At 69.2% G+C, this 20852-nt stretch carries 17 protein-coding genes and 1 pseudogene; 17 read left to right on the forward strand and 1 reads right to left on the reverse strand.

Annotation, left to right across the window (positions count from 1 at the left end; all coding sequences use genetic code 11):
* Positions 1 to 62: 62 nt before the first annotated feature.
* The 8 genes from FA740_RS08915 to FA740_RS08950 all read left to right on the forward strand — a co-directional run bounded on the left by FA740_RS08915 (position 63) and on the right by FA740_RS08950 (position 8916).
* Positions 63 to 1274: an acyl-CoA dehydrogenase family protein gene (locus FA740_RS08915; protein WP_246053547.1), complete on the forward strand. Its 1212-nt coding sequence runs from the start codon at positions 63 to 65 to the stop codon at positions 1272 to 1274.
* Positions 1271 to 2278 carry a phosphotransferase family protein gene (locus FA740_RS08920; protein ID WP_136856425.1) on the forward strand — a complete coding sequence of 336 codons (1008 nt, stop codon included), beginning with the start codon at positions 1271 to 1273 and terminating at the stop codon, positions 2276 to 2278. Before FA740_RS08915 ends, FA740_RS08920 begins: the two co-directional genes overlap by 4 nt.
* Entirely contained in the window at positions 2275 to 2574 is a 300-nt protein-coding gene (locus tag FA740_RS08925) for a hypothetical protein (protein WP_136856426.1), read from the forward strand. Before FA740_RS08920 ends, FA740_RS08925 begins: the two co-directional genes overlap by 4 nt.
* Positions 2575 to 2686: 112 nt before the next feature.
* Complete coding sequence (locus FA740_RS08930) at positions 2687 to 3256, forward strand: type 1 glutamine amidotransferase domain-containing protein (RefSeq protein ID WP_136856427.1); 570 nt, start codon at positions 2687 to 2689, stop codon at positions 3254 to 3256.
* A 123-nt stretch (positions 3257 to 3379) separates the two neighbouring features.
* Positions 3380 to 4678, forward strand: a complete 1299-nt coding sequence (locus FA740_RS08935; RefSeq protein WP_211243664.1) for a LysR substrate-binding domain-containing protein — start codon at positions 3380 to 3382, stop codon at positions 4676 to 4678.
* Between the two features lie 7 nt (positions 4679 to 4685).
* Positions 4686 to 6185: a tripartite tricarboxylate transporter permease gene (locus FA740_RS08940; RefSeq protein WP_136856428.1), complete on the forward strand. Its 1500-nt coding sequence runs from the start codon at positions 4686 to 4688 to the stop codon at positions 6183 to 6185.
* Positions 6186 to 6196: 11 nt separating this feature from the next.
* Positions 6197 to 7042 (forward strand): shikimate dehydrogenase family protein, encoded by an 846-nt coding sequence (locus FA740_RS08945; protein ID WP_136856429.1) that lies wholly within the window; start codon positions 6197 to 6199, stop codon positions 7040 to 7042.
* Positions 7039 to 8916: a bifunctional sugar phosphate isomerase/epimerase/4-hydroxyphenylpyruvate dioxygenase family protein gene (locus FA740_RS08950; protein ID WP_136856430.1), complete on the forward strand. Its 1878-nt coding sequence runs from the start codon at positions 7039 to 7041 to the stop codon at positions 8914 to 8916. Before FA740_RS08945 ends, FA740_RS08950 begins: the two co-directional genes overlap by 4 nt.
* Here the strand turns inward: FA740_RS08950 and FA740_RS08955 are convergent.
* Positions 8913 to 9809, reverse strand: coding sequence for a LysR substrate-binding domain-containing protein (locus tag FA740_RS08955; RefSeq protein ID WP_169306265.1), 897 nt, complete (start codon positions 9807 to 9809; stop codon positions 8913 to 8915). The genes FA740_RS08950 and FA740_RS08955 overlap by 4 nt on opposite strands.
* 83 nt (positions 9810 to 9892) lie before the next feature.
* Here FA740_RS08955 and FA740_RS08960 point away from each other — a divergent pair.
* The 9 genes and pseudogenes from FA740_RS08960 to FA740_RS09000 all read left to right on the forward strand — a co-directional run.
* A pseudogene (locus FA740_RS08960) lies at positions 9893 to 10237 on the forward strand (alpha/beta fold hydrolase); the annotation flags it as partial.
* A 109-nt stretch (positions 10238 to 10346) separates the two neighbouring features.
* Entirely contained in the window at positions 10347 to 11222 is an 876-nt protein-coding gene (locus tag FA740_RS08965) for a 3-oxoadipate:acetyl-CoA acetyltransferase (RefSeq protein WP_136856433.1), read from the forward strand.
* On the forward strand, positions 11219 to 12574 hold the full coding sequence (locus FA740_RS08970) for a lyase family protein (RefSeq protein WP_136856434.1): 1356 nt from the start codon (positions 11219 to 11221) through the stop codon (positions 12572 to 12574). Before FA740_RS08965 ends, FA740_RS08970 begins: the two co-directional genes overlap by 4 nt.
* A gap of 91 nt (positions 12575 to 12665) precedes the next feature.
* On the forward strand, positions 12666 to 14363 hold the full coding sequence (locus tag FA740_RS08975) for a cation:proton antiporter (protein WP_136856435.1): 1698 nt from the start codon (positions 12666 to 12668) through the stop codon (positions 14361 to 14363).
* Positions 14364 to 14654: 291 nt separating this feature from the next.
* Positions 14655 to 16376, forward strand: coding sequence for a BCCT family transporter (locus FA740_RS08980; RefSeq protein ID WP_246053548.1), 1722 nt, complete (start codon positions 14655 to 14657; stop codon positions 16374 to 16376).
* Between the two features lie 118 nt (positions 16377 to 16494).
* Positions 16495 to 16986: an Lrp/AsnC family transcriptional regulator gene (locus tag FA740_RS08985; RefSeq protein WP_136856437.1), complete on the forward strand. Its 492-nt coding sequence runs from the start codon at positions 16495 to 16497 to the stop codon at positions 16984 to 16986.
* 198 nt (positions 16987 to 17184) lie between these two features.
* On the forward strand, positions 17185 to 18327 hold the full coding sequence (locus tag FA740_RS08990) for a glycine cleavage T C-terminal barrel domain-containing protein (RefSeq protein ID WP_136856438.1): 1143 nt from the start codon (positions 17185 to 17187) through the stop codon (positions 18325 to 18327).
* A gap of 29 nt (positions 18328 to 18356) precedes the next feature.
* Positions 18357 to 19163, forward strand: a complete 807-nt coding sequence (locus FA740_RS08995) for an enoyl-CoA hydratase (protein ID WP_136856439.1) — start codon at positions 18357 to 18359, stop codon at positions 19161 to 19163.
* 4 nt (positions 19164 to 19167) lie between these two features.
* Positions 19168 to 20850: an acyl-CoA synthetase gene (locus FA740_RS09000; RefSeq protein ID WP_136856440.1), complete on the forward strand. Its 1683-nt coding sequence runs from the start codon at positions 19168 to 19170 to the stop codon at positions 20848 to 20850.
* Positions 20851 to 20852: the final 2 nt, after the last annotated feature.

Raw genomic sequence — 20852 nt, forward strand, 5'->3', positions numbered from 1 at the left:
TCGACAAGGCGCGGGCGCTGGTGGATGGTGGCCCTTGCGGGAGACGCAAGGAGAGGACTGCCATGATCGATTTCGCCCTGGACCCCCGGCTGGAGGAGATCCGGCGCCGCACCCGCGATTTCGTCGAGGCCGAAATCCTGCCAGTCGAGGCCGACCGCGCCAACTGGGATGCGCATGACAACATCGCCGATGGTCCGCTGCAGGTGCTGCGAACCCGTGCACGCGCGGCGGGGCTGTGGTGCCCGCAGGTGCCGCAGGCCCTGGGCGGGATGGGGCTGTCGGTCACCGGCCGCGCGGTGATGTATGAGGAGGCGAACCGCTCGATCTTCGGGCCCGCCGTCTTCAACTGCGCGGCGCCCGATGACGGGAACATGGACATCCTGGCCCGCGTGGGCACGCCGGACCAGCAGGCGCGCTGGCTGGCGCCGCTGGTGGCGGGCGAGGTGCGGTCCAGCTTCGTGATGACCGAACCCGCGCCCGGCGGCGGGTCCGACCCCGGCATGATCGGCACGACCGCCGTGCGCCACGGCGATGTCTGGCGCGTCACGGGCCGCAAATGGTTCATCACCGGGGCCGAGGGCGCGGCGCATTTCATCCTGATCGCGCGCACCGACCCGAACCCCGACGAACGCCGCCGCCATCTGACGGCCTTTCTGTTCCACCGCGACCAGCCCGGCTGGAAGATCCTGCGCCGCATCGCGATCATGGGCCCCGAAGAACATGGCGGCCATTGCGAGCTGGACTTCGACGGGCTGGAGATCCCCGATGAGAACCGCCTGATGGGCGTGGGCGACGGGCTGAAGGTCACCCAGATCCGCCTTGGCACCGCGCGGCTGACCCATTGCATGCGCTGGCTGGGCCTGGCCAAGCGGTGCATGGCCGAGGCGCAGGCCTATGTCGATGCACGCGAGGGGTTCGGCATCCGCCTGGCAGACCGTGAATCCGTGCGGCTGATGCTGGGCGGCGTGGCGCTGAACATCCAGATCGGGCGGCTGCTGACGATGAACGCGGCCTGGGCGCTGGATCAGGGCAGCCATGCCCGCAAGGAGGTGTCGATGGCCAAGCTGCATGTCGCCGACACGCTGCATCAGGCGGCGGACGTGGCGATCCAGCTGAACGGCGCGCGGGGGTATTCCCGCGACACGGTGCTGGAATGGATCTATCGCTATGCCCGGCAGGCGCGGCTGGTCGATGGTGCGTCCGAGGTGCACCGGATGGTGCTGGCCGATGCCTACGCGCGCGAGGGGGACGATTTCTGGGGCTGGCGCGCATGAGCCTCAGGGACAACCCCGCGCTGGACGCCTGGCTGGCGGGCGTGCTGGACCTGCCGGGCGCGCGTGTGACCGCCGCCGACAAGCTGTCTGGCGGTGCGATCCAGGAGAACTGGGCGGTGACGGTGGTGGCGGGCGGGACCACGCGCCGCGTGGTGATCCGCCGCGACGCCCCCGCGACCATCGCCGCCAGCCGAAGCCGCGCCGAGGAATACGCCCTGATCGCCGCCGCCCATCGTGCGGGCGTCCGGGTGCCGCAGCCCCTGGGGTTCTGCGATGACCCGTCGGTCATCGGCGCGCCCTTTGCGGCGATGGCCTGGGTGGGCGGCACCGGCTATGGCCCAAAGGTGGTGCGCGACACGACCCTGGGCGGCGACCGCGCGGCGTTGGGCCGCGAGCTGGGCCGCCAGATGGCGCTGATCCATGCGATCGACCCGGACCCGGCGCTGGCGGCGATCCTGGGGCCGCGCCCGGCCGACCCGGCGCTGGCGGCGGTGGCGGGGTTGCGCGACTGGCTGGATGCGCGGCCCGCCCCGCGTCCGGGCCTGGAATGGGCGCTGCGTTGGGCCGAACGCCACGCGCCACCCCCCGACCGGGTGACCCTGACGCATCAGGATTTCCGCACCGGCAACGTGTTGGTCGATGCCCAGGGCCTGACCGCCGTGCTGGATTGGGAATTCGCCGCTTGGTCGGACCCGGCCTGCGATCTGGGGTGGTTCTGCGCGCGCTGCTGGCGGTTCTCGCGCCCCGATCTGGAGGGGGGCGGCATCGCCGCGCGCGAAGATGTGCTGGCGGGCTATGCCGATGCCGGGGGCGTTGCCCCGAACCCCGCCCGCGTGCGCTGGTGGGAGGTGATGGCCCATGCCCGATGGGCCGTGATCGCGCTGCAGCAGGGCGACCGCCATGCCAGCGGGGCCGAACGGTCCCTGCATCTGGCGCTGACCGGGCGCATTGCCGACACGCTGGAATATCAACTGCTGCGGATGACCGCACCGGAGGCCGCATGACCGAAGCACTGGACCTGATCGCCGCCGCCGAACAGGCGCTGCGCGAGGATATCGCGCCGGGCGGGCCTGACGCGCGCTATCACGCGCTGCTGGCGGCCAATGCGCTGGCCATGGCGCGGCGCGAGCTGGCCCGACCGCCGCAGGCCGCGAGCGCCGATGTCGCGGCCATCCGTGCGGGGGCGCATGACGGTGATGCGGGCCTGCACAAGGCGCTGCTGGCCGCGGCGCGCGGCCGGGCCTGGGTCGCGGACCCCAGCAATCTGGACCCCGCCGACCAAGGCCTGCCGCAGGGGTGATCGGCTGCCCCGGAACCGGCCCCCCGGGGGTCCGCGTTGCATCGACCAAGGCCGGGGGTTCGCCCCGCGCCATGACAAAGGCCGCAAGGCCCAATGCTGAAAGGAACGTCCCATGACCCTGGACGGAAAGACGATTGCCCTGCTGATCTCGCCCCGCGGGACCGAGGAGCCGGAATTCACCCAACCCCTGACCGCCCTGCGCGAAGCCGGGGCGACGGTCCGTGTCATCAGCACCCAGACCGGCACCGCGCGCAGCGTGAACGGCGACCTGGACCCGGGGTCCGAGCATCAGATCGACAGCGCCGTGGGCGCGGTCAAGGCCGACCAGTTCGACGGGCTGGTCATTCCCGGCGGGACGGTGGGCGCCGATACTCTGCGCGCGGATGAGGGCGTCGTTGCCTTCGTGCGCGACTTCTTTGCCGCTGGAAAGCCGGTGGGGGCCATCTGCCACGCGCCTTGGGTGCTGATCGAGGCGGGCGTGCTGAAGGGCCGGACCATCACCTCCTATCCCAGCCTGAAAACCGACATCACCAATGCCGGCGCCTCCTGGGTCGACAAGGAGGTGATGACCGACAGCGGCCTGGTCACCAGCCGCAACCCCGACGACCTGCCGGCCTTTTGCGCCAAGCTGATCGAGGAATTCGCCGAAGGCCGCCACAAGGCGCAGGCCCGCAGCGTCTGATCCGTCGATCACGGCCCTTCCCCCGCGCGTCGTGGGGAAGGGCCATCCCAACGTGCGGCGCAAATCGCCGCCGCCCGGTGTCTTCGCCGTTGCACGTCCCCACGGCGCGCCTATCATCCCCGCATGAGAGAGCTGACCCTGCGCCAGATCGAGGTGGTCCGTGCCGTGATGATCACCGGCACGATCCAGGGTGCGGCCAATCTGCTGAACGTGTCGGCCCCCGGCATCAGCCGCCTGATCCGGCATACCGAGGACGGGCTGGGCATCCGCCTGTTCGAACGGCGCGCCGGGGTGTTCGTCCCCGCCCCCGAGGCCCATTCCATCTTTGCCATGCTGGAGCAGGTGCATCGCCAGATGGACAACCTGAACGCGGCGGTGGGGTCGCTGCAGAAGGGTCAGGCCTTCACGCTGTCCTTTGCCTCGGCGCCGTCCATCGCGCAGTTCATGGCCGCGCGGGTGATCGGCGGGCTGCGCCAGCGCTTTCCCGACCTGGACATCGACCTGAACATCCTCAAGATCGAGGAGACGCTGGATTATCTGCTGCTGGAGCAGGGAGAGGTGGTGATCATGTCCTCCTCCCTTGACAACCCGGCGGTCGAGAACATCCCGATCTGCGAGGGGCGGATCGTGGCGATCATGCCCGAGGGCCATGATCTGGCACGGAAATCCGCCGTGTCGATCCGCGACCTGATCCAGTATCCCTTCATCGGCGTGGACCCCGACGACCCCTATGGCCGGACCCTGGCGCGGCCCTTCACCGATGCCGGGCTGAGCCCGCGCCACGCCATGCGGGGCCGTTTCGCCCAGACCATCGTCAGCCTGGTCCGCCACGGGCTGGGTGTCGCGGTGATCGACGAATTCTCGGTGGCCGAGGTCTATATGCCCGGCCTGGTGCGCCGGCCCCTGGTCGAGCCCGCCACCATCACCGCCTGGTCGGTCCAGAAACGGGGGCGGCAGCTGTCCAGCTTTGCCGAACAGACGGCCAGCCTGTTCCTGCTCTATTCGGCCTATGGCATCTCGGGGTTCGAGGCGCTGTCCGCGCCGGGGGCGGTGCCGATGGCCACGACGGCGGTGATGGTGATCACCGGTCTGGTCATCCTGCGCGACACCCTGCGCAAGGAACGCGCCACCACCCAAACCCTGCGCCGCAACGTGCTGCCCGCGGTCGTGGTCGTGCCCATCGCGATGATCGCGGGCTATGCGCTGCTGCTGCGGCCCCTGGGGTTTCTGCCGACCTCGGCGCTGTTCCTGGTGGTGATGGTGCGGTTCCTGTCGCGGCGGGCTTGGGCGTTCTGCCTGGCGGTGTCGGTGGGCACGGTGATCGTCGTCTGGGCCATCTTCCGCCTGATCTTCTCGGTGCTGATGCCGCAGGGGATCGTTCCCGAAGGGCGCATCGTCGCCTTCATCACCTCGCTGTTCTGAGGGCGCCATGGACATCCTGCCGAACCTGCTGATGCCGCTGATGAACCTGGAGCTGCTGTTCCTGATCGGGGCGGGCACCTTCGCCGGCATCTATGTGGGCGCCATTCCGGGGCTGTCTGTCACCATGGCGGTGTCGATCCTGATCTCGTTCACCTTCTCATGGGAGGTCTATCCGGCGCTGGCGCTGATGATCGGCATCTATATGGGCGGGGTCTATGGCGGGTCGCGCACGGCGATCCTGCTGAACATCCCCGGCGCGCCATCGGCCATCGCCACCGCGCTGGATGGCTTTCCCCTGGCCCAGCAGGGCCGCGCCGGAGAGGCGATCGGCATCGTCACGGTCGTGTCCTTCATCGGGGGTTTCATCGGCATCTTCGCGCTTGGCGCCTTTGCGCCGGTGCTGTCCGATTTCGCCATCGGGTTCCAGCCGCGCGACTTCATGCTGCTTGCGATCATGGGCATCCTGCTGGTCGGGTCGCTGTCGGGCGACAGCCTGGTCAAGGGCGTCTTTGCCGGGGCCTTCGGCATCGGCATCGGCGCGGTGGGCATGGACCCGCTGACCATCCAGGACCGCTTTGTCTTTGGCATCGACGAATTGCGCGGCGGAATCTCGTTCGTGGCGGTGATGATCGGCCTGTTCGGCGTGTCCGAGGCGCTGACCCAGATGCACAACATCAACACCCCCGCCGTGCGCCAGCGCGTCACCGGCATCATTCCAAGTTGGTCCAAGGTGCGAAAGCATCTGCCGCTTGGCCTGCAGACGTCCACCATCGGGACGGTGGTGGGCGCGCTGCCCGGGACCGGCGGCGACATCGCGGCGCTGATGGCCTATGACCACGCCCGGCGCGTGACCCGCAACCCGGAAACCCCCTTTGGCCAGGGCGCGATCGAGGGGCTGGTCGCCCCCGAGACCGCCAACAACGCCGCCGTCGGCGGGGCCTTCATCCCCATGATGACGCTTGGCATTCCGGGCGATGCGGTGACCGCCATCATGATCGGTGCGTTGTTCATCCACGGGCTGAACCCCGGCCCGATGCTGATGATCGAACAGCCCAACATGTTCTGGTTCATCGTCGGCTCGCTGGCGCTGGCCAACTGCTTCATGCTGATCTTCGGGCTGACCGGCATCCGCCTGTTCGTCAAGATCGTCGAGCTGCCGCGCACGGTCCTGCTGCCCGTGATCATGGTCCTGTCCATCGTCGGCGCCTATGCCATCAACAACAGCCTGACGGATGTCTACTGGATGCTGGGGTTCGGGGTGCTGGGCTATTTCATGCGGCTTTACGGCTATCCGCTGGCGCCGGTGATCCTGGGGGTGATCCTGTCGCGCCTGCTGGATGACAACTGGCGCCGCGCCATCATCAGCGAACGCGAGGATTTCGGCGCGATGATGATGGGCGTGCTGACCAGCCCGCTGTCGCTGTGCCTGTTCCTGGCGGTGGTGGGCATCCTGGTCACGAACACCCCCTGGTGGACGCGCTGGCGCGCGCGCAAGGCCGGGCAATGAGGGACCAGACCATGACCGACACGATCCTGCTGGGCCTGATCGGCGACAATATCGCGGCCTCGCAATCCCCGCGCCTGCATCGGCTGGCGGGGGCGCAGAACGGGCGCCGCGTGCGCTATGACAGCCTGATCCCGCGGCTTGAGGGGCTGGATTTCGACGCGCTTTTCGCCCGCTGCGCGGCGGGCGGATACCGGGGCATCAACGTCACTTATCCCTACAAGGAGGTCGTGGCGGACCGCCTGGCGATCGACGATCCGCTGGTCGGGGCCATCGGGGCCTGCAACACGGTCCTGTTCGGGGACGGTCCGCCGCGCGGGTTCAACACCGATTATTCGGGCTTTGTCGCCGCCTATCGCCGGATGCGGGGCGATGCCGCGCCGGGGCCGGTGCTGATGATCGGGGCGGGCGGCGTGGGTCGCGCGGTGGCCTTCGGGTTGATCGCGCTTGGCGCGTCGCAGATCCGGCTGGCCGACCGCGACCCGGCCCGCGCCGATGCGCTGGCCATGGCGCTGCGCGCCGCGCGCCCGGGCCTGTCGGTCGTGACGGGCCCGGACGCGGCGGCGATGGCGGTCGGGGCGGCGGGCGTGATCAACTGCACCCCGGTGGGCATGGTCGGCCATGACGGCACACCGCTGGAGGCCAAGCTGATGGCGGGGGCGGACTGGGCCTTTGACGCGGTCTATACGCCGGTCGACACGCAGTTCCTGCGCGACGCGCAGGCGGCGGGGCTGGACATCATCTCGGGGTATGAGCTGTTCATCGGACAGGGCGTCGATGCCTGGGCGATCTTTACCGGGCTGCCCCTGGATCAGGACCGGCTGCGCGACGATCTGGCGGCGGGGCGGGACGCGTCATGAAGACCTCGATCGCCACCGTGTCGCTGTCGGGCAGCCTGACGACCAAGCTGGCGGCCATCGCCGCCGCCGGTTTCGACGGCATCGAGATCTTCGAACAGGATTTCCTGGCCTCGGATTTCGCCCCCGAGGAGGTGGGCCGCATGGTCCGCGACCACGGGTTGGAGATCACGTTGTTCCAGCCCTTCCGCGACTTCGAGGGCCTGCCCGAACCGCATCGCGGCCGCGCCTTTGCCCGCGCCGAGCGCAAGTTCGAGCTGATGAACCAGCTGGGCACCGACCTGATGCTGGTCTGTTCGACCGTGCATCCGGCGGCCATCGGCGGCATCGACCGCATGGCGCAGGATTTCCGCGACCTGGGCGATCTGGCCGCGCGCCACGGCGTCCGCGTGGGGTTCGAGGCGCTGTGCTGGGGCCGCCTGGTCAACGACCACCGCGATGCCTGGGAGGTCGTGCGCCGCGCCGATCACCCCCGCGTCGGCCTGATCCTGGACAGCTTTCACACCCTGGCGCGCCGGATCGACCCGGCCTCGATCCGGGCCATTCCGGGCGACCGGATCTTTTTCGTGCAGCTGGCGGATGCGCCCGCCATCGACATGGACCTGCTGTACTGGTCGCGCCATTTCCGCAACATGCCCGGAGAGGGCGACCTGGACGTCGCGGGCTTCATGCGCGCGGTCAGCGCGACGGGCTATGACGGCCCGCTGAGCCTGGAGATCTTCAACGACCAGTTCCGCGCGGGCCTGCCGCGCCTGGTGGCGCAGGACGGCCATCGCAGCCTGATCGCGCTGATGGACGGCATCCGGCGCGCGGGCCCCCTGGCGGTGCCGGACCTGCCCGATTTCCCGCCCCCCCAGCCCGTCGACCGGGTCGAGTTCATCGAATTCGCCACCAGCACCGCCGAGGCCCCGGCGCTGGAGGCGCTGCTGGCCAGCGCGGGCTTTGTCCAGTCGGGCCAGCACGTGTCGAAACCGGTGACCCTGTGGCGGCAGGGGGGGACGAATCTGCTGGTCAACACCGATCCCTCGGGGTTCGCCCATACCTCATACCTGACGCATGGCACCACGGTGGCCGAGGTGGGGCTGCTGGTGGCGGACGCCCGCGCGGCCTTTGCGCGGGCCCGCGCGCTTCTGGCGCAACCCCACCGGCAGGAGGCGCCCACCGGCCAGCTGGCCATTCCCGCCATCCGCGGCGTCGGCGGCAGCGTGCTGCGGTTTCTGGACAGCGCTTCGGACCTGGCCGACATCTGGAGCGTCGATTTCAGTGCGGACCCGGCCCCGGCGGGCGCGGGCATCACCGGCATCGACCATATCGGCCAGACCATGGCCTATGACGAGATGCTCAGCTGGACCCTGTTTTACACGTCGATCCTGGACGGGCAAAAGGCACCGATGATCGACGTGGTCGATCCCGACGGGCTGGTGCGCAGCCAGGCGATTGACCTGGGAGGCCTGCGCGTCACGCTGAACGGGGCCGAGGCGCGCCACACCCTGGCCGGGCGCTTCATCGAGGACAGCTTTGGGGCATCCGTCCAGCATGTGGCCTTTGCCTGCGCCGACATCTTTGCCACGGCGGCGGCGCTGGCGGCCCTGGGCTTTGCGCCGCTGCGGATCGGGGCGAACTATTATCAGGACGTGCAGGCGCGCTTTGGCCTGGAGGGCGGGCTGGTCGCGCGGATGCAGGCGGCCAACGTGATGTATGACGAGGATGCGCAGGGCCAGTTCTTTCAGCTCTACAGCGAGCCCCGCGCCGACGGGTTCTTCTTCGAGATCGTGCAGCGTCAGGGCGGTTATGCGGGATACGGCGCGCCCAACGCCCCCTTCCGCATCGCCGCGCAGAAGCGGGCCGCCCGCCCCTCCGGCATGCCGCGCCGCTAGGGGTGGGCCTGGTCCAGCGTCAGCCGGGCCAGCAGATCCAGCATCCGGTCGGGTGTCGCGCCCTGGCGGCGGGTCAGCCCCACCGCCCCGGCCAGCGCCGCGCTGCCGGTGGGCCAGAGGGTCATGCGCCCCTGGTCGACCTCATCCGCGACGACACCCTGGGAAATGAACCACAGCGCGTCCGACCCCGCCAGAATGCCGCGCCCGACCGCCAGGGCCGCCGTCTCGAAGGCGGGCTGGCGGGGCGACAGGTTGCGCGCCAGCAGATAGGCCTCGACCCCCGGGCGGATCAGCGCGTCGCGCGGCGGCAGGATCAGCGGACAGGCGGCCAGCGCGGCCTCCGTGGCGCCGCCCTGCATTGGGTGCCCCGCCCGCGATACCAGCGCCACGGGGTCCTCGTACAGGTGGTCGAACCGCAGCCCGGGCATGTCCGCGGCGACGGGCATCCGCCCGATCATCAGGTCGATCCGCCCCTCGCGCAGCAGGCGCACCAGATGGGAATGGGGGCCGGTCTCGACCGCCAGCGTCATGTGGGGCGCGGCCTCGTGGAACCGCAGCGCGACGCGCGGGAACAGGCGCGTGGCGGCGGTGGGCAGGACACCCACGCCGATGCGGCCCGCCGCCCGGTCGGGATGCAGCGCCGCGACCCCGGCCTCCAGCGTCTGCAGGGCGGTCGCGGCATGGGCGCGCAGCAGGGTTCCGGCCTCAGTCAGGATCAGGCGGCGGCGTTCGCGGCGAAACAGGGGCACGCCCAGCAGGGTCTCCAGCTCGGCCAGGGTGCGGCTCAGGGCGGGCTGGGTGATGCCCTGCGCGCGGGCCGCCGCCGACAGGTTCCCGCGCGCGGCGATATCCAGGAACACCCGGATATGGCGCAGCTTGATCCCTGGATGCATGATCATATCGGCATCAACCCTGTCCCGTTTTGCATTATCGCGGCCATTTTCGGCATGGTACGTTATGGACAGGAGGAGATTCAATGCTGGCTTTGTCCCGCCCCTATGGCGTGCTGCATTACCGTCTGGACGGGCCTGCGGACGCGCCGGTCGTGGTGATGGCCAATTCACTGGGGACCGATCTGCGGCTGTGGGATGCGGTCATGCCGCTGCTGCCCGCGGGGCTGCGGTATCTGCGCTATGACAAGCAGGGCCACGGGCTGTCCGATCTGGGCCGGGCCGACCGGTTGCAGGATCACGTCGATGACGTGGTCGCTCTGATCGAACAGGTGGCCCGCGGCCCGGTGGTGATGGTGGGCCTGTCCATCGGCGGGCTGATCGCGCAGCGCCTGGCCAGCACACGGCCCGATCTGGTGCGCGCGCTGGTGGCGCTGATCGAACAGCCCGACCGCCGCGACACCCTGATCGCGCGGCGCGAGGGCGCGATCTATCGCTTTGACATTCACCTTCAGGGCGACCGGGAAACGGTGTTCATCGATGTCTGACACCCCCTGCATCCTCTGCGTGGCCATTAACGGCAGCCTGCCGACCAAGGCCAACAACCCCGCCGTACCCATCACCATCGCCGAGCAGGTGGAATCCACCCAAGAGGCCTTCGAGGCCGGGGCCAGCATCGTGCATGCCCATGTCCGCGACGACGAGGGCCGCCCGACCAGCGACCCGGACCGTTTCGCCCGCCTGCTGGAGGGCATCCGCGAGCATTGTCCCGGCATGATCGTGCAGCTGTCGACCGGCGGTCGGTCGGGGGCGGGCCGCGACCGCGGCGGCATGCTGCGCCTGTCGCCCGACATGGCCAGCCTGGCGGTCGGGTCGAACAACTTTCCGACCCGCGTTTATGAGAACAGCCCCGATCTGGTCGACTGGCTGGCCGCCGAAATGGCCGCCCACGGCGTCATGCCAGAGATCGAGGCCTTTGATCTGTCCCATATCCTGCAGGCCCATGCGATGTGGCGCGACGGGCGCCTGACGACCCGGCCCTATGTGCAATTCGTGATGGGGGTGCGCAACGCGATGCCGGTCGATCGCGACGTGTTCGATTACTATGTCCACACTGTGCGGCGGCTGTTCGGGGCCGATGCGCCCTGGTGCGCCGCCGGGATCGGGCCGAACCAGATCGTGCTGAACGAATGGGCGATCGCTGCGGGGGGTCACGCCCGGACCGGGCTGGAGGACAACGTGCGGCTGGACCGCGACCGGCTGGCGCCTTCGAACGCGGCGCTGGTGCGGCGCGCGGCGGCGCTGTGCGACCGTCACGGGCGGCCCGTCGCCACATGGCAGCAGGCCCGCGCCATCCTGGGCCTGCCGCAAAAGGCCCCCGGCACCGGCGTGGCCGCTCAGGACGTGGCCCGATGACCGGCCCGGCGCAGAACGCGCTCTATGCCGCGCTGTTCGGCGACCCCCAGACCGAGGCGCTGTTCTCTGCCCAGGCAGAGCTGGCCGCCATGGCCCGGGTCGAGGCCGCCCTGGCCGTCGCGCAATCGCAGCTGGGCGTCATTCCCGCCGATGCGGGTCCGGCCATCGCGGCGGCCTGCACCGCGCTGCCGATCGACCCGCAGGATCTGACGCAGGCCACGGCGCAGAACGGCGTGCCGGTGCCCGGCCTGATCGCCGCGATCCGCGACCGGATGGGCCGCACGCCGCACGCCGCCCATCTGCACTGGGGCGCGACCAGCCAGGACATCATGGACAGCGCGCTGGCCCTGCGGATCGGGCCGATCCTGGCCCTGTGGGAGGGGCGGCTGCACGCCATCCTGACGCGGCTGGCGGGACTTGCGGCCGATCATGCCGATCTGCCGATGGCCGCGCGGACCTATGGCCAGGCGGCGACGCCCACCGGCTTTGGCGCGGTCGTCGCGGGCTGGGGCTGGCCGCTGCTGGATCAGGTGCAGGCCATGCCCGCCCTGCGCGACCGTGTGCTGCGGGTGTCGCTGTCGGGCGCTGCGGGCACGCTGTCGGCGATGGGGCCTCAGGGTCCGGCGGTGCGGCAGGCGATGGCCCGGGCGCTGGACCTGGGCGATCCGGAGCGCAGCTGGCACAGCGACCGGTCCGGCCCGGGGCATCTGGCCGACTGGATCGCGGGTCTGGCGGCGGCCTTAGGCAAGCTGGCCGAGGATCTGCTGCTGATGACCCAATCGGGCATCGGCACCGTGGTGATCGCGGGGGGCGGGGCCTCATCCACCATGCCGCAAAAGCGGAACCCGGTCGGGCCGTCGGCGATGGTGGCGCTGGCGCGGCACGCGATGGGGCTGGCGGCGACGTTCCGCGCCGCGGGCCTGCACCGCCAGCAGCGCGACGGGGCCGCCTGGTTCACCGAATGGCTGACCTTGCCGCCGCTCTGCATTGCGGGGGGGGCCTTGCTGCGGACCGCAGACGATGTGCTGGAGCGGCTGACCCCCGATGCCGGGGCGATGGCGCGCGACCTGCAGATCGGCCAAGGCACCATCCATGCCGAGGCGCTGACCTTTGCCCTGACCGAACACACGGCGCTGGACCGGGCCACGGCGGCCGCGCGGGTCGCCGACCTCTGCGCGCAGGCCCTGCGGGAGGGGCGCGACCTGACCGAACTGGCGCGCGGGGCATGGCCCGGCCCCGACTGGCCCGCGCTGATCCGTGCGCGCAGCCTGGGCCAGGCCCCGCAAGAGGCCCGCGCCTTTGACCGGGCGGTCCGCGCCGCATCCGGGGGGCTCGATCAAGGCGGGTCTTGATGCAGGTCATGTCGGCGCCGTGCCCGTGTCCTTATGACGGGGGGTGACCCTGCCCGCATCGTTGCGGGCCGCACGACACAAGGCATGGCCCATGACCCCGTTCACCGAAATCGCGCTGTTGCTGGTCCTGGCCTCGGGGGTGGGTCTGCTGGGGGTGCTGCTGCGCCAGCCGCTGATCGTGGGCTTTATCGCGGTCGGGCTGCTGGCCGGTCCCTCGGCCTTGGATCTGGTGCATTCCGAGGCCCAGATCGAGCTCTTGGCCGAACTGGGCATCGCGGTGCTGCTGTTTCTGGTCGGCATCAAGCTGGACGTGACGCTGATCCGGTCGCTTGGGGCGGTGGCCGTGGTGACGGGGCTGGGGCAGGTCGCGTTCACGGCCTTCTTCGGCTATCTGATCGGGCTGGGCCTGGGGCTGGACCATGTCACCAGCCTGTATGTCGCGGTGGCGCTGACGTTTTCCTCGACCATCATCATCGTCAAGCTGCTGTCGGACAAGCGCGAGATCGACGCGCTGCACGGCCAGATCGCCCTGGGGTTCCTGATCGTGCAGGATCTGGTGGTGGTTCTGGCGATGATCGTGCTGTCCGCCATCGGCATCGGCGCGGGCGGCGGGGGCGGAACCGTGCTGACGGTCCTGGCGGCAGGGGTGGGGATGCTGCTGGCCGTCATCGTCTTCGTGCGCTATCTGGCCGATCCGCTGACGGCGCGCCTGGCGCGGACGCCCGAACTGCTGGTCATCTGTTCGATCGCCCTGGCGGCAATGTTTGCGGCATTGGGCGACGCGGTGGGCCTGGGCAAGGAGGTCGGCGGCCTGATGGCGGGCATCGCGCTGGCATCGACCCCCTTCCGCGAGACCATCTCGGCGCGGCTGGTGCCGCTGCGGGACTTTCTGCTGCTGTTCTTCTTCATCGCGCTTGGGGCGACGCTGGATCTGTCGCTGCTGGGTGGGCATCTGCTGGGCGCGGCGATGCTGTCGCTGTTCGTGCTGATCGGCAACCCCCTGATCGTGCTGATCATCATGGGCGCGCTTGGCTATCGCAAGCGGACGGGCTTTCTGGCCGGGCTGACCGTCGCGCAGATCAGCGAGTTCTCTCTGATCTTCGTCGCGATGGGGGTCAGCCTGGGGCATGTCGGCCCCGATGCCCTGGGGCTGGTCACCATGGTCGGCATCGTGACCATCGCGGCCTCGACCTACATGATCACCTTTTCGCACCACCTCTATGCACTGTGCGAGCCGCTTCTGGGCGTGTTCGAGCGTCGCGGAACCCCGCGCGAGGCCACCCGCAGCGATGACCGTCCGGCGCCCGCCGTCGACGTGGTCATCCTGGGCCTGGGCCGCTTTGGCACCGCTTTGGGGATGCGCCTGCAGCGGCGCGGCCTGTCCGTGCTGGGCGTCGATTTCAACCCCCAGGCCGTGCGCCGCTGGCAGGATCTGGGCCTGCAGGCCGAGTTCGGCGATGCCAGCGACCCCGAATACATGGCGGGCCTTGATCTGGCGGGAACGCGCTGGATCGTCGCGACCATCCCGGTCCACCCCACCGGTCTGAGCCACGAGGATATCCGCACGACCGTCATCCAGCTGGCACAGGCGGCGGGGTTCACGGGCAGGATCGCGGCGACCGCGCATGACGCCTCCGAGACGCGGATGATGCTGTCTGCCGGCGCCCATCTGGTGCTGGAGCCGTTCCAGGATGCCGCCGATCAGGCGGTCGACCTACTGTGCGGCGGCGGCCAGCGCCAGCGCCTGCCCGTGCCGCCCCTCCCCGGAGAGGAGCCTGCTGCCGGTTGACGGTCCCCCGGACGGATCTTGCCGATGCCCCTGTCGCCAAGGGGCCACTGCTGCGGGCGGGCCTGCTGCCCCCGCAGGCTCTCCGATCGCCGCGTTGCGCGCGCGGTGGCGTCCCGACGCGCGAACCGGTCGCAAAAGAGATACCGCCCATCCCCCTTCAATGCCAAGATAGGCGCTGACAAAAGGGAACCGGGCGTCCGTCAGGACCTTTCCTGTCGTCGCCACGGCAGACCGGCCCGCGCAACGAGGCCGGATGACGGGCGCGACCCCGGAGGCGCAAAGGAGTACATGGTGCCAAGTGACGACAAAATCGGTCCTCCCCTGACGGAACTGGACATCAATACCACCACGGGCGGGTTCTATGACGGGTTCTCGATCGCGGTGACCGTCCCGGCCAAGATCATCATCTCGGTCATCGTGGTCTGGGCGATCTTCTGGCCGATCCAGTCGGGCGCGATCCTGAACGGGCTGAACGGCCTGATCCTGCAGAACTTTGCCGCCTGGTACATCTGGGTGGTCGCGTTCTTCATCGTCGTGTGCTTTGTGCTAGCGGTCTGGCCCGCCTCGGCGCGGCTGAACCTGGGCGTGGAGGGCGAACAGCCGGAATTCACGCGGTTTTCCTGGTTTTCGATGATGTTCGGGGCGGGGATCGGGGTGGGCATGCTGACCTGGGCCGTGGCCGAACCCGTCACGCATCTGGGCACCAGCCCCGAGACGATCATGGGCCTGACCACCGCGGGCGACGCCGACAACGTGGCGATGGCCTTCAAGTGGTCGTTCCTGCATTGGGGGTTCAGCGCATGGGCCTGCTATGCGATCTGCGGGCTGTCGCTGGCCTATTTCAGCTATCGCCGGGGGCTGCCGCTGACCATCCGGTCAGGGCTGACGCCGCTGTTCGGCCAAAGGCTGGCGGGACCTCTGGGCCATGTCATCGACATCGTGGCGGTGGTGGCCACCATCCTGGGCGTGGCGCAGACGCTTGGCTTTGGGGTCGATCAGCTGGTGGCGGGCCTGACGCGGATCGGCTTTGGCGGCCTGGTCGACACCGATGGGGGGGCAACCACGACCGGCATCATCGTGGCGCTGGCGGTCATCATGGGCCTGTCCACGCTGTCGGCGCTGTCGGGCGTGGGTCGCGGCATCAAGTGGCTGTCGAACCTGAACATGGGCCTGTCCATCCTGTTGCTGGGCTTTCTGATGATCTTTGGCGCGACGTGGTTCGGGCTGAACGCGATGGTCACGGGGCTGTGGCACTATGTCATCAGCCTGCCGCAGATGAGCGTCAACGTCTTCCGCTCCGACGGGGTCGAGGGGTCCGAGGCCTTTCTGCTGGCGCAATGGCAGGGCTGGTGGCCGGTCTTCTACTGGGCATGGTGGATCGCATTCGCGCCCTTCGTGGGACTGTTTCTGGCGCGCATCTCGCGCGGGCGGACGGTGCGGGAATTCGTGCTGGGCGCGCTGATCGTGCCAGCGCTGATGTGTTTCGTCTGGTTCTCCTGGGCGGGCGGCACGGCCATCGACCTGGAGCTGAACGGCGGCGCGAACGGCGTCATCTTCGACGCGGCAAACGGCGACAAGATCTTTGCCATGACCGAGTTCATGCTGGCACCCATCGCCACCTGGCTGGCCTGGGGCATGGCGGTGCTGATCGTGGTGCTGCTGCTGACCTTCCTGGTCACCTCGGCCGATTCCGCGGTGCTGATCGTGAACACGATCAACGCCGCCGGGGATGAGGGGCCGAAATCGCGCCCGCATATCCTGTTCTGGGGCGCGGCGCTGGCGATGGTGGTGGCGGGGCTGCTGATCTCGGGCGGGACGACGGCGATCCAGACCGCGATGGTCATCGGGGCGCTGCCGTTCTCGGTGGTGATGGTGCTGATGGCCGTCGCCCTGCTGAAGGCCATCTATAACGATACCCGCCGCGCGCGGGCGGGCGTCCCCTCGACCCATGACAAGATCGAGGGCGCCACGGCCAACGGCGCGCCTTCGGGCCTGGGCATGCCCGCCCAGTAACCGCCCCGTGCCGGGGTGCGGCGCAGGCCGTGCCCCGGCACCGAGGCCGGTTGCACAATCCGCGCCCACCGTGTTGAGAATGCCTGCGTCGGGCATGGTTGATGCGGGGGGCCAAGGGATGAGCAGACCAGGTCTTGATGCGACGGATATCCGCATCCTGGCGGCCGTCCAGGCGCATGGACAGCTGAGCAAGGCCCGCCTGGCCGAGATCGTGAACCTGTCGCCCACCCCCTGCTGGGCGCGGCTGAGCAGGTTGAAATCGGCCGGGCTGATTCGCGGCTATCACGCGGATCTGGCGCTGGATCGCATCGTCAGCTTCTCGCAGGTGATCGTGACGGTATCGCTGTCGCAGCATCGCAAGGTCGATTTCGACCGCTTCGAAAGCCATATCCGCAGCCTGGCCGAGGTGACCGACTGCATCGCGACCGGCGGCGGCATGGACTATGTCCTGACGGTCATCACCCCCAACCTGGCGGCCTTTCAGGCGCTGATGGAGACCCTGCTGGAGGCAGAACTGGGGATACAGCGCTACATGACCTATATCGTCACGCGGCAGGTGAAATCGACGCGGCCCGATCTGGCGGCGCTGTCCCGCCCGGCCACGGGCTGAACGGGCGCGGCCCCTATCGGGCGCACCCGGGGGAAACGGCGGCCGAACGGTCCGCGCGCCCCCGCAAGAACAGTCCAACCGGACGCATCAGCGGGCGTTTTCAGTCCGCACGGCCCCCCGATCCGCGCTTAGATCGACGCAGCGCCCTGGGCATCGCCGGGCTGCTTCGGCCCCATATTCCGCGCAGGACAACGACAGATGACGCAGACAGATGATTTCGGCTTCGGCACGCAGATCCGCAAATCCCCCTATTTCGACGCGACGGTGCGGTGGGGGGCCACGGGGTTCTCGGTCTATAACCACATGTATATCCCGCGCGATTTCGGCGACCCGGTGCAGAACTTCTGGAACCTGATCAATGACGCGATCCTGTGTGACGTGGCCGTCGAACGCCAGGTCGAGATCACCGGCCCCGACGCGGCGCGGTTCGTGCAGATGCTGACGCCGCGCGACCTGTCGAAAATGGCGGTGGGACAGTGCAAATACGTGCTGATCACCAATGCCCAGGGCGGCATCCTGAACGACCCGATCCTGTTGCGGCTGGCGGAAAACCATTTCTGGATATCGCTGGCGGACAGTGACATCCTGCTGTGGGCGCAGGGGGTTGCGGTGCATTCGGGAATGGACGTCACGATCAGAGAGCCGGACGTGTCGCCGCTGCAGCTGCAGGGGCCGAAATCGGGCGCGGTGATGCGCGCGCTGTTCGGCGACGATATCATGGACCTGCGCTATTACTGGCTGCGCCGGGTCGAGCTGGACGGCATCCCGCTGATCGTGTCGCGCACCGGCTGGTCCAGCGAGCTGGGATACGAGCTGTATCTGCAGGACGGCAGCCGCGGCGACGATCTGTGGGAAAAGATCATGGCCGCGGGCGTGCCTTTGGGGCTGAAGCCGGGGCATACCTCCTCCATCCGGCGGATCGAGGGGGGGATGCTGTCCTATCACGCCGATGCCGATATCGACACCAACCCCTATGAACTGGGGCTGGACCGCCTGGTCAACCTGGAGATCGAGGCCGATTTCATCGGCAAGGACGCGCTGCGCCGGATCAAGTCCAATGGTCCGACCCGCCGCCAGGTCGGCCTGGTGATCGAGGGCGCGCCGCTGAGCGGTCCGAACACCACCTTCTGGCCCGTCTCGAACGGGGACCGGACCGTGGGCAAGGTCACCTCGGCCATCCATTCGCCGCGACTTGGCCAGAACATCGCGCTGGCGATGCTGTCGACCGATGCGGCGCAGATCGGCGCGCGGGTCCAGGTTCAAACCCGGACCGGCCTGCTGGACGCCACCATCGTCGAACGGCCCTTCTACGACCCGAAAAAGACCATCGCCGCCGCCTGAACCGCCACCCCGATCAAGGAACACGGGACATGTCACATCCGGGAGACCCCATCCTGCTGCACGACCTGGACCGGGCCGGCATCCTGCGCCTGACCCTGAACGACGTGCCCCGCCGCAACGCCCTGTCCGAGGAGATGCTGGAGGCGCTGGCCACGGCCCTGGCGCAGGCCGGCACCGATCCGGCGGTGCGGGTGATCGTGCTGGCCGCGATGGGGCCCGCCTTCTGCGCGGGCCACGACCTGAAACAGCTGACCGCGGCGCGGGACGCCCCCGATGGCGGACGTGCCTATTTCGCGCGGATCATGGCGCTGTGTTCGGGCGTCATGCAGGCCATCCTGGCCTGCCCCAGACCCGTCATCGCCGAAGTCACAGGCGTCGCCACCGCCGCCGGATGCCAGCTGGTCGCCAGCTGCGATCTGGCCATTGCGGCCGATGATGCCCGCTTCAGCACGCCGGGGGTGCATATCGGGCTGTTCTGCTCTACGCCAATGGTCGCGCTGTCGCGCAACGTCGCCCCCAAGCACGCGATGGAGATGCTGCTGACCGGCGACATGACATCCGCGGCGCGCGCGGCCGAAATCGGGCTGATCAACCGCGCCGTGCCCCCCGCCGACCTGCGCGGCGCCGTGATGGAGATGGCCGCCCGCATTGCGTCGAAATCGGGCATGACCCTGGCCGTGGGCAAGCGCGCCTTTTATGAACAGCGCGAGATGCCGCTGGCGCAGGCCTATGACCACGCATCCCAGGTGATGGTCCGCAACATGCTGGCCCGCGACGCGCAGGAGGGCATCGGCGCCTTCATCGAAAAGCGCGCGCCCGAATGGCAGGACTGCTGACGCCATGGGCCCCAACCCCTATGACATCGGGCTGGACCGCAACCCGGCCAATCACCAGCCGCTGACGCCCCTGACCTTTCTGGAACGCGCCGCCAGCGTCTTTCCGGACCATGTGGCGATCGTGCATGGCGCCATCCGCCGCAGCTATCGCGATTTCTACGCGCGGGCGCGGCGGCTGGCCTCGGCGCTGGCGGGGGTCGGGGTGGGGCGCGGCGACACGGTGTCGGTGCTGCTGCCCAATGTGCCCGCCATGCTGGAGGCGCATTACGGCGTCCCGATGAGCGGCGCGGTCCTGCATTCGATCAACACGCGGCTGGATGCGGCGATCATCGCCTTTCAGCTGGACCATGCCGGGTCGCGCGTGGTGATCGTCGATGCCGAGTTCCTGCCTCTGCTGCGTCAGGCGCTGGATCTGGCGCAGGGGACGCCGCTGGTCGTCGTCAGCGTTGATCCGGAATGTCCGGGCCCGCCCGTCGCCGTCGATGCCATGGACTATGACCGGTTTCTGGACGGGGGCGATCCGGCATTCGCATGGCTGATGCCGCTGGACGAATGGGACGCCATTTCGATCAACTATACCTCGGGGACGACGGGCGATCCCAAGGGGGTCGTGTCGCATCATCGCGGCGCGTATCTGCTGGCGCAGGGCAACGTCCTGACCACGGCGATGGGCAAGCACGCGGTCTATCTGTGGACCCTGCCGATGTTTCACTGCAACGGCTGGTGCTTTCCCTGGACGCTGTCGGCGGTGCTCGGCACCCATGTCTGCCTGCGGCAGGTGCGGGCCGAACCGATCTGGGCGGCGCTGGCCGATCTGGGGGTGACGCATCTGTGCGGGGCGCCCATCGTGATGTCGCTGCTGATCGGGGCCGGGCCGGGCATCCGCCGCGACCTGGACCGCCCGGTGCAGTTCATGACCGCCGCCGCCCCCCCACCCGAAAAGGTACTGGCCGACATGCGCGATGCCGGGTTCGAGGTGACGCATCTATATGGGCTGACCGAAACCTATGGCCCGGCGGTGGTCAACGACTGGCATGCCGACTGGTCGGACCTGCCGCCTGACCGGCAGGCGGCGCTCAAGGCGCGCCAGGGCGTGCGCTATCTGCCGCTGGAGGGGCTGGACGTGCTGGACCCCGACACCATGCAGCCCGTGCCCCGCGATGGCCGGACCATCGGAGAGGTCATGTTCCGCGGCAATGTCGTGATGAAGGGCTATTTCCGCAACCCTGCCGCCACGGCGGAGGCGTTCCGGGGCGGGTGGTTTCATTCGGGCGATCTGGGCGTGATCCACCCCGACGGCTATGTCCAGCTGAAGGACCGGTCCAAGGACATCATCATCTCGGGCGGCGAGAATATCTCCTCCATCGAGGTCGAGGAGGCGCTGTATCGCCACCCCGCCGTCGCCGTCTGCGCGGTGGTGGCCATGCCCTGCGACACGTGGGGCGAACGGCCCTGCGCCTTTGTCGAGCTGGCCCCCGACGCGCAGGTCGACGCGCAGGTCGACGCCCCGGCCCTGCTGGCGTGGTGTCGGGCGCATCTGGCCCCCTACAAGATCCCGGCGCGGGTGGTCTTTGCGCCGGTCCCGCGCACATCGACCGGCAAGATCCAGAAATTCGTGCTGCGCGACGCGGCGCGGCGGATGGCGGCGGACGCAACCGCGCCGCACCCGGCCACGGATCGGGGCTGAGC

The organism is Paracoccus hibiscisoli (genome assembly GCF_005048265.1).
Lineage (GTDB): Bacteria > Pseudomonadota > Alphaproteobacteria > Rhodobacterales > Rhodobacteraceae > Paracoccus > Paracoccus hibiscisoli.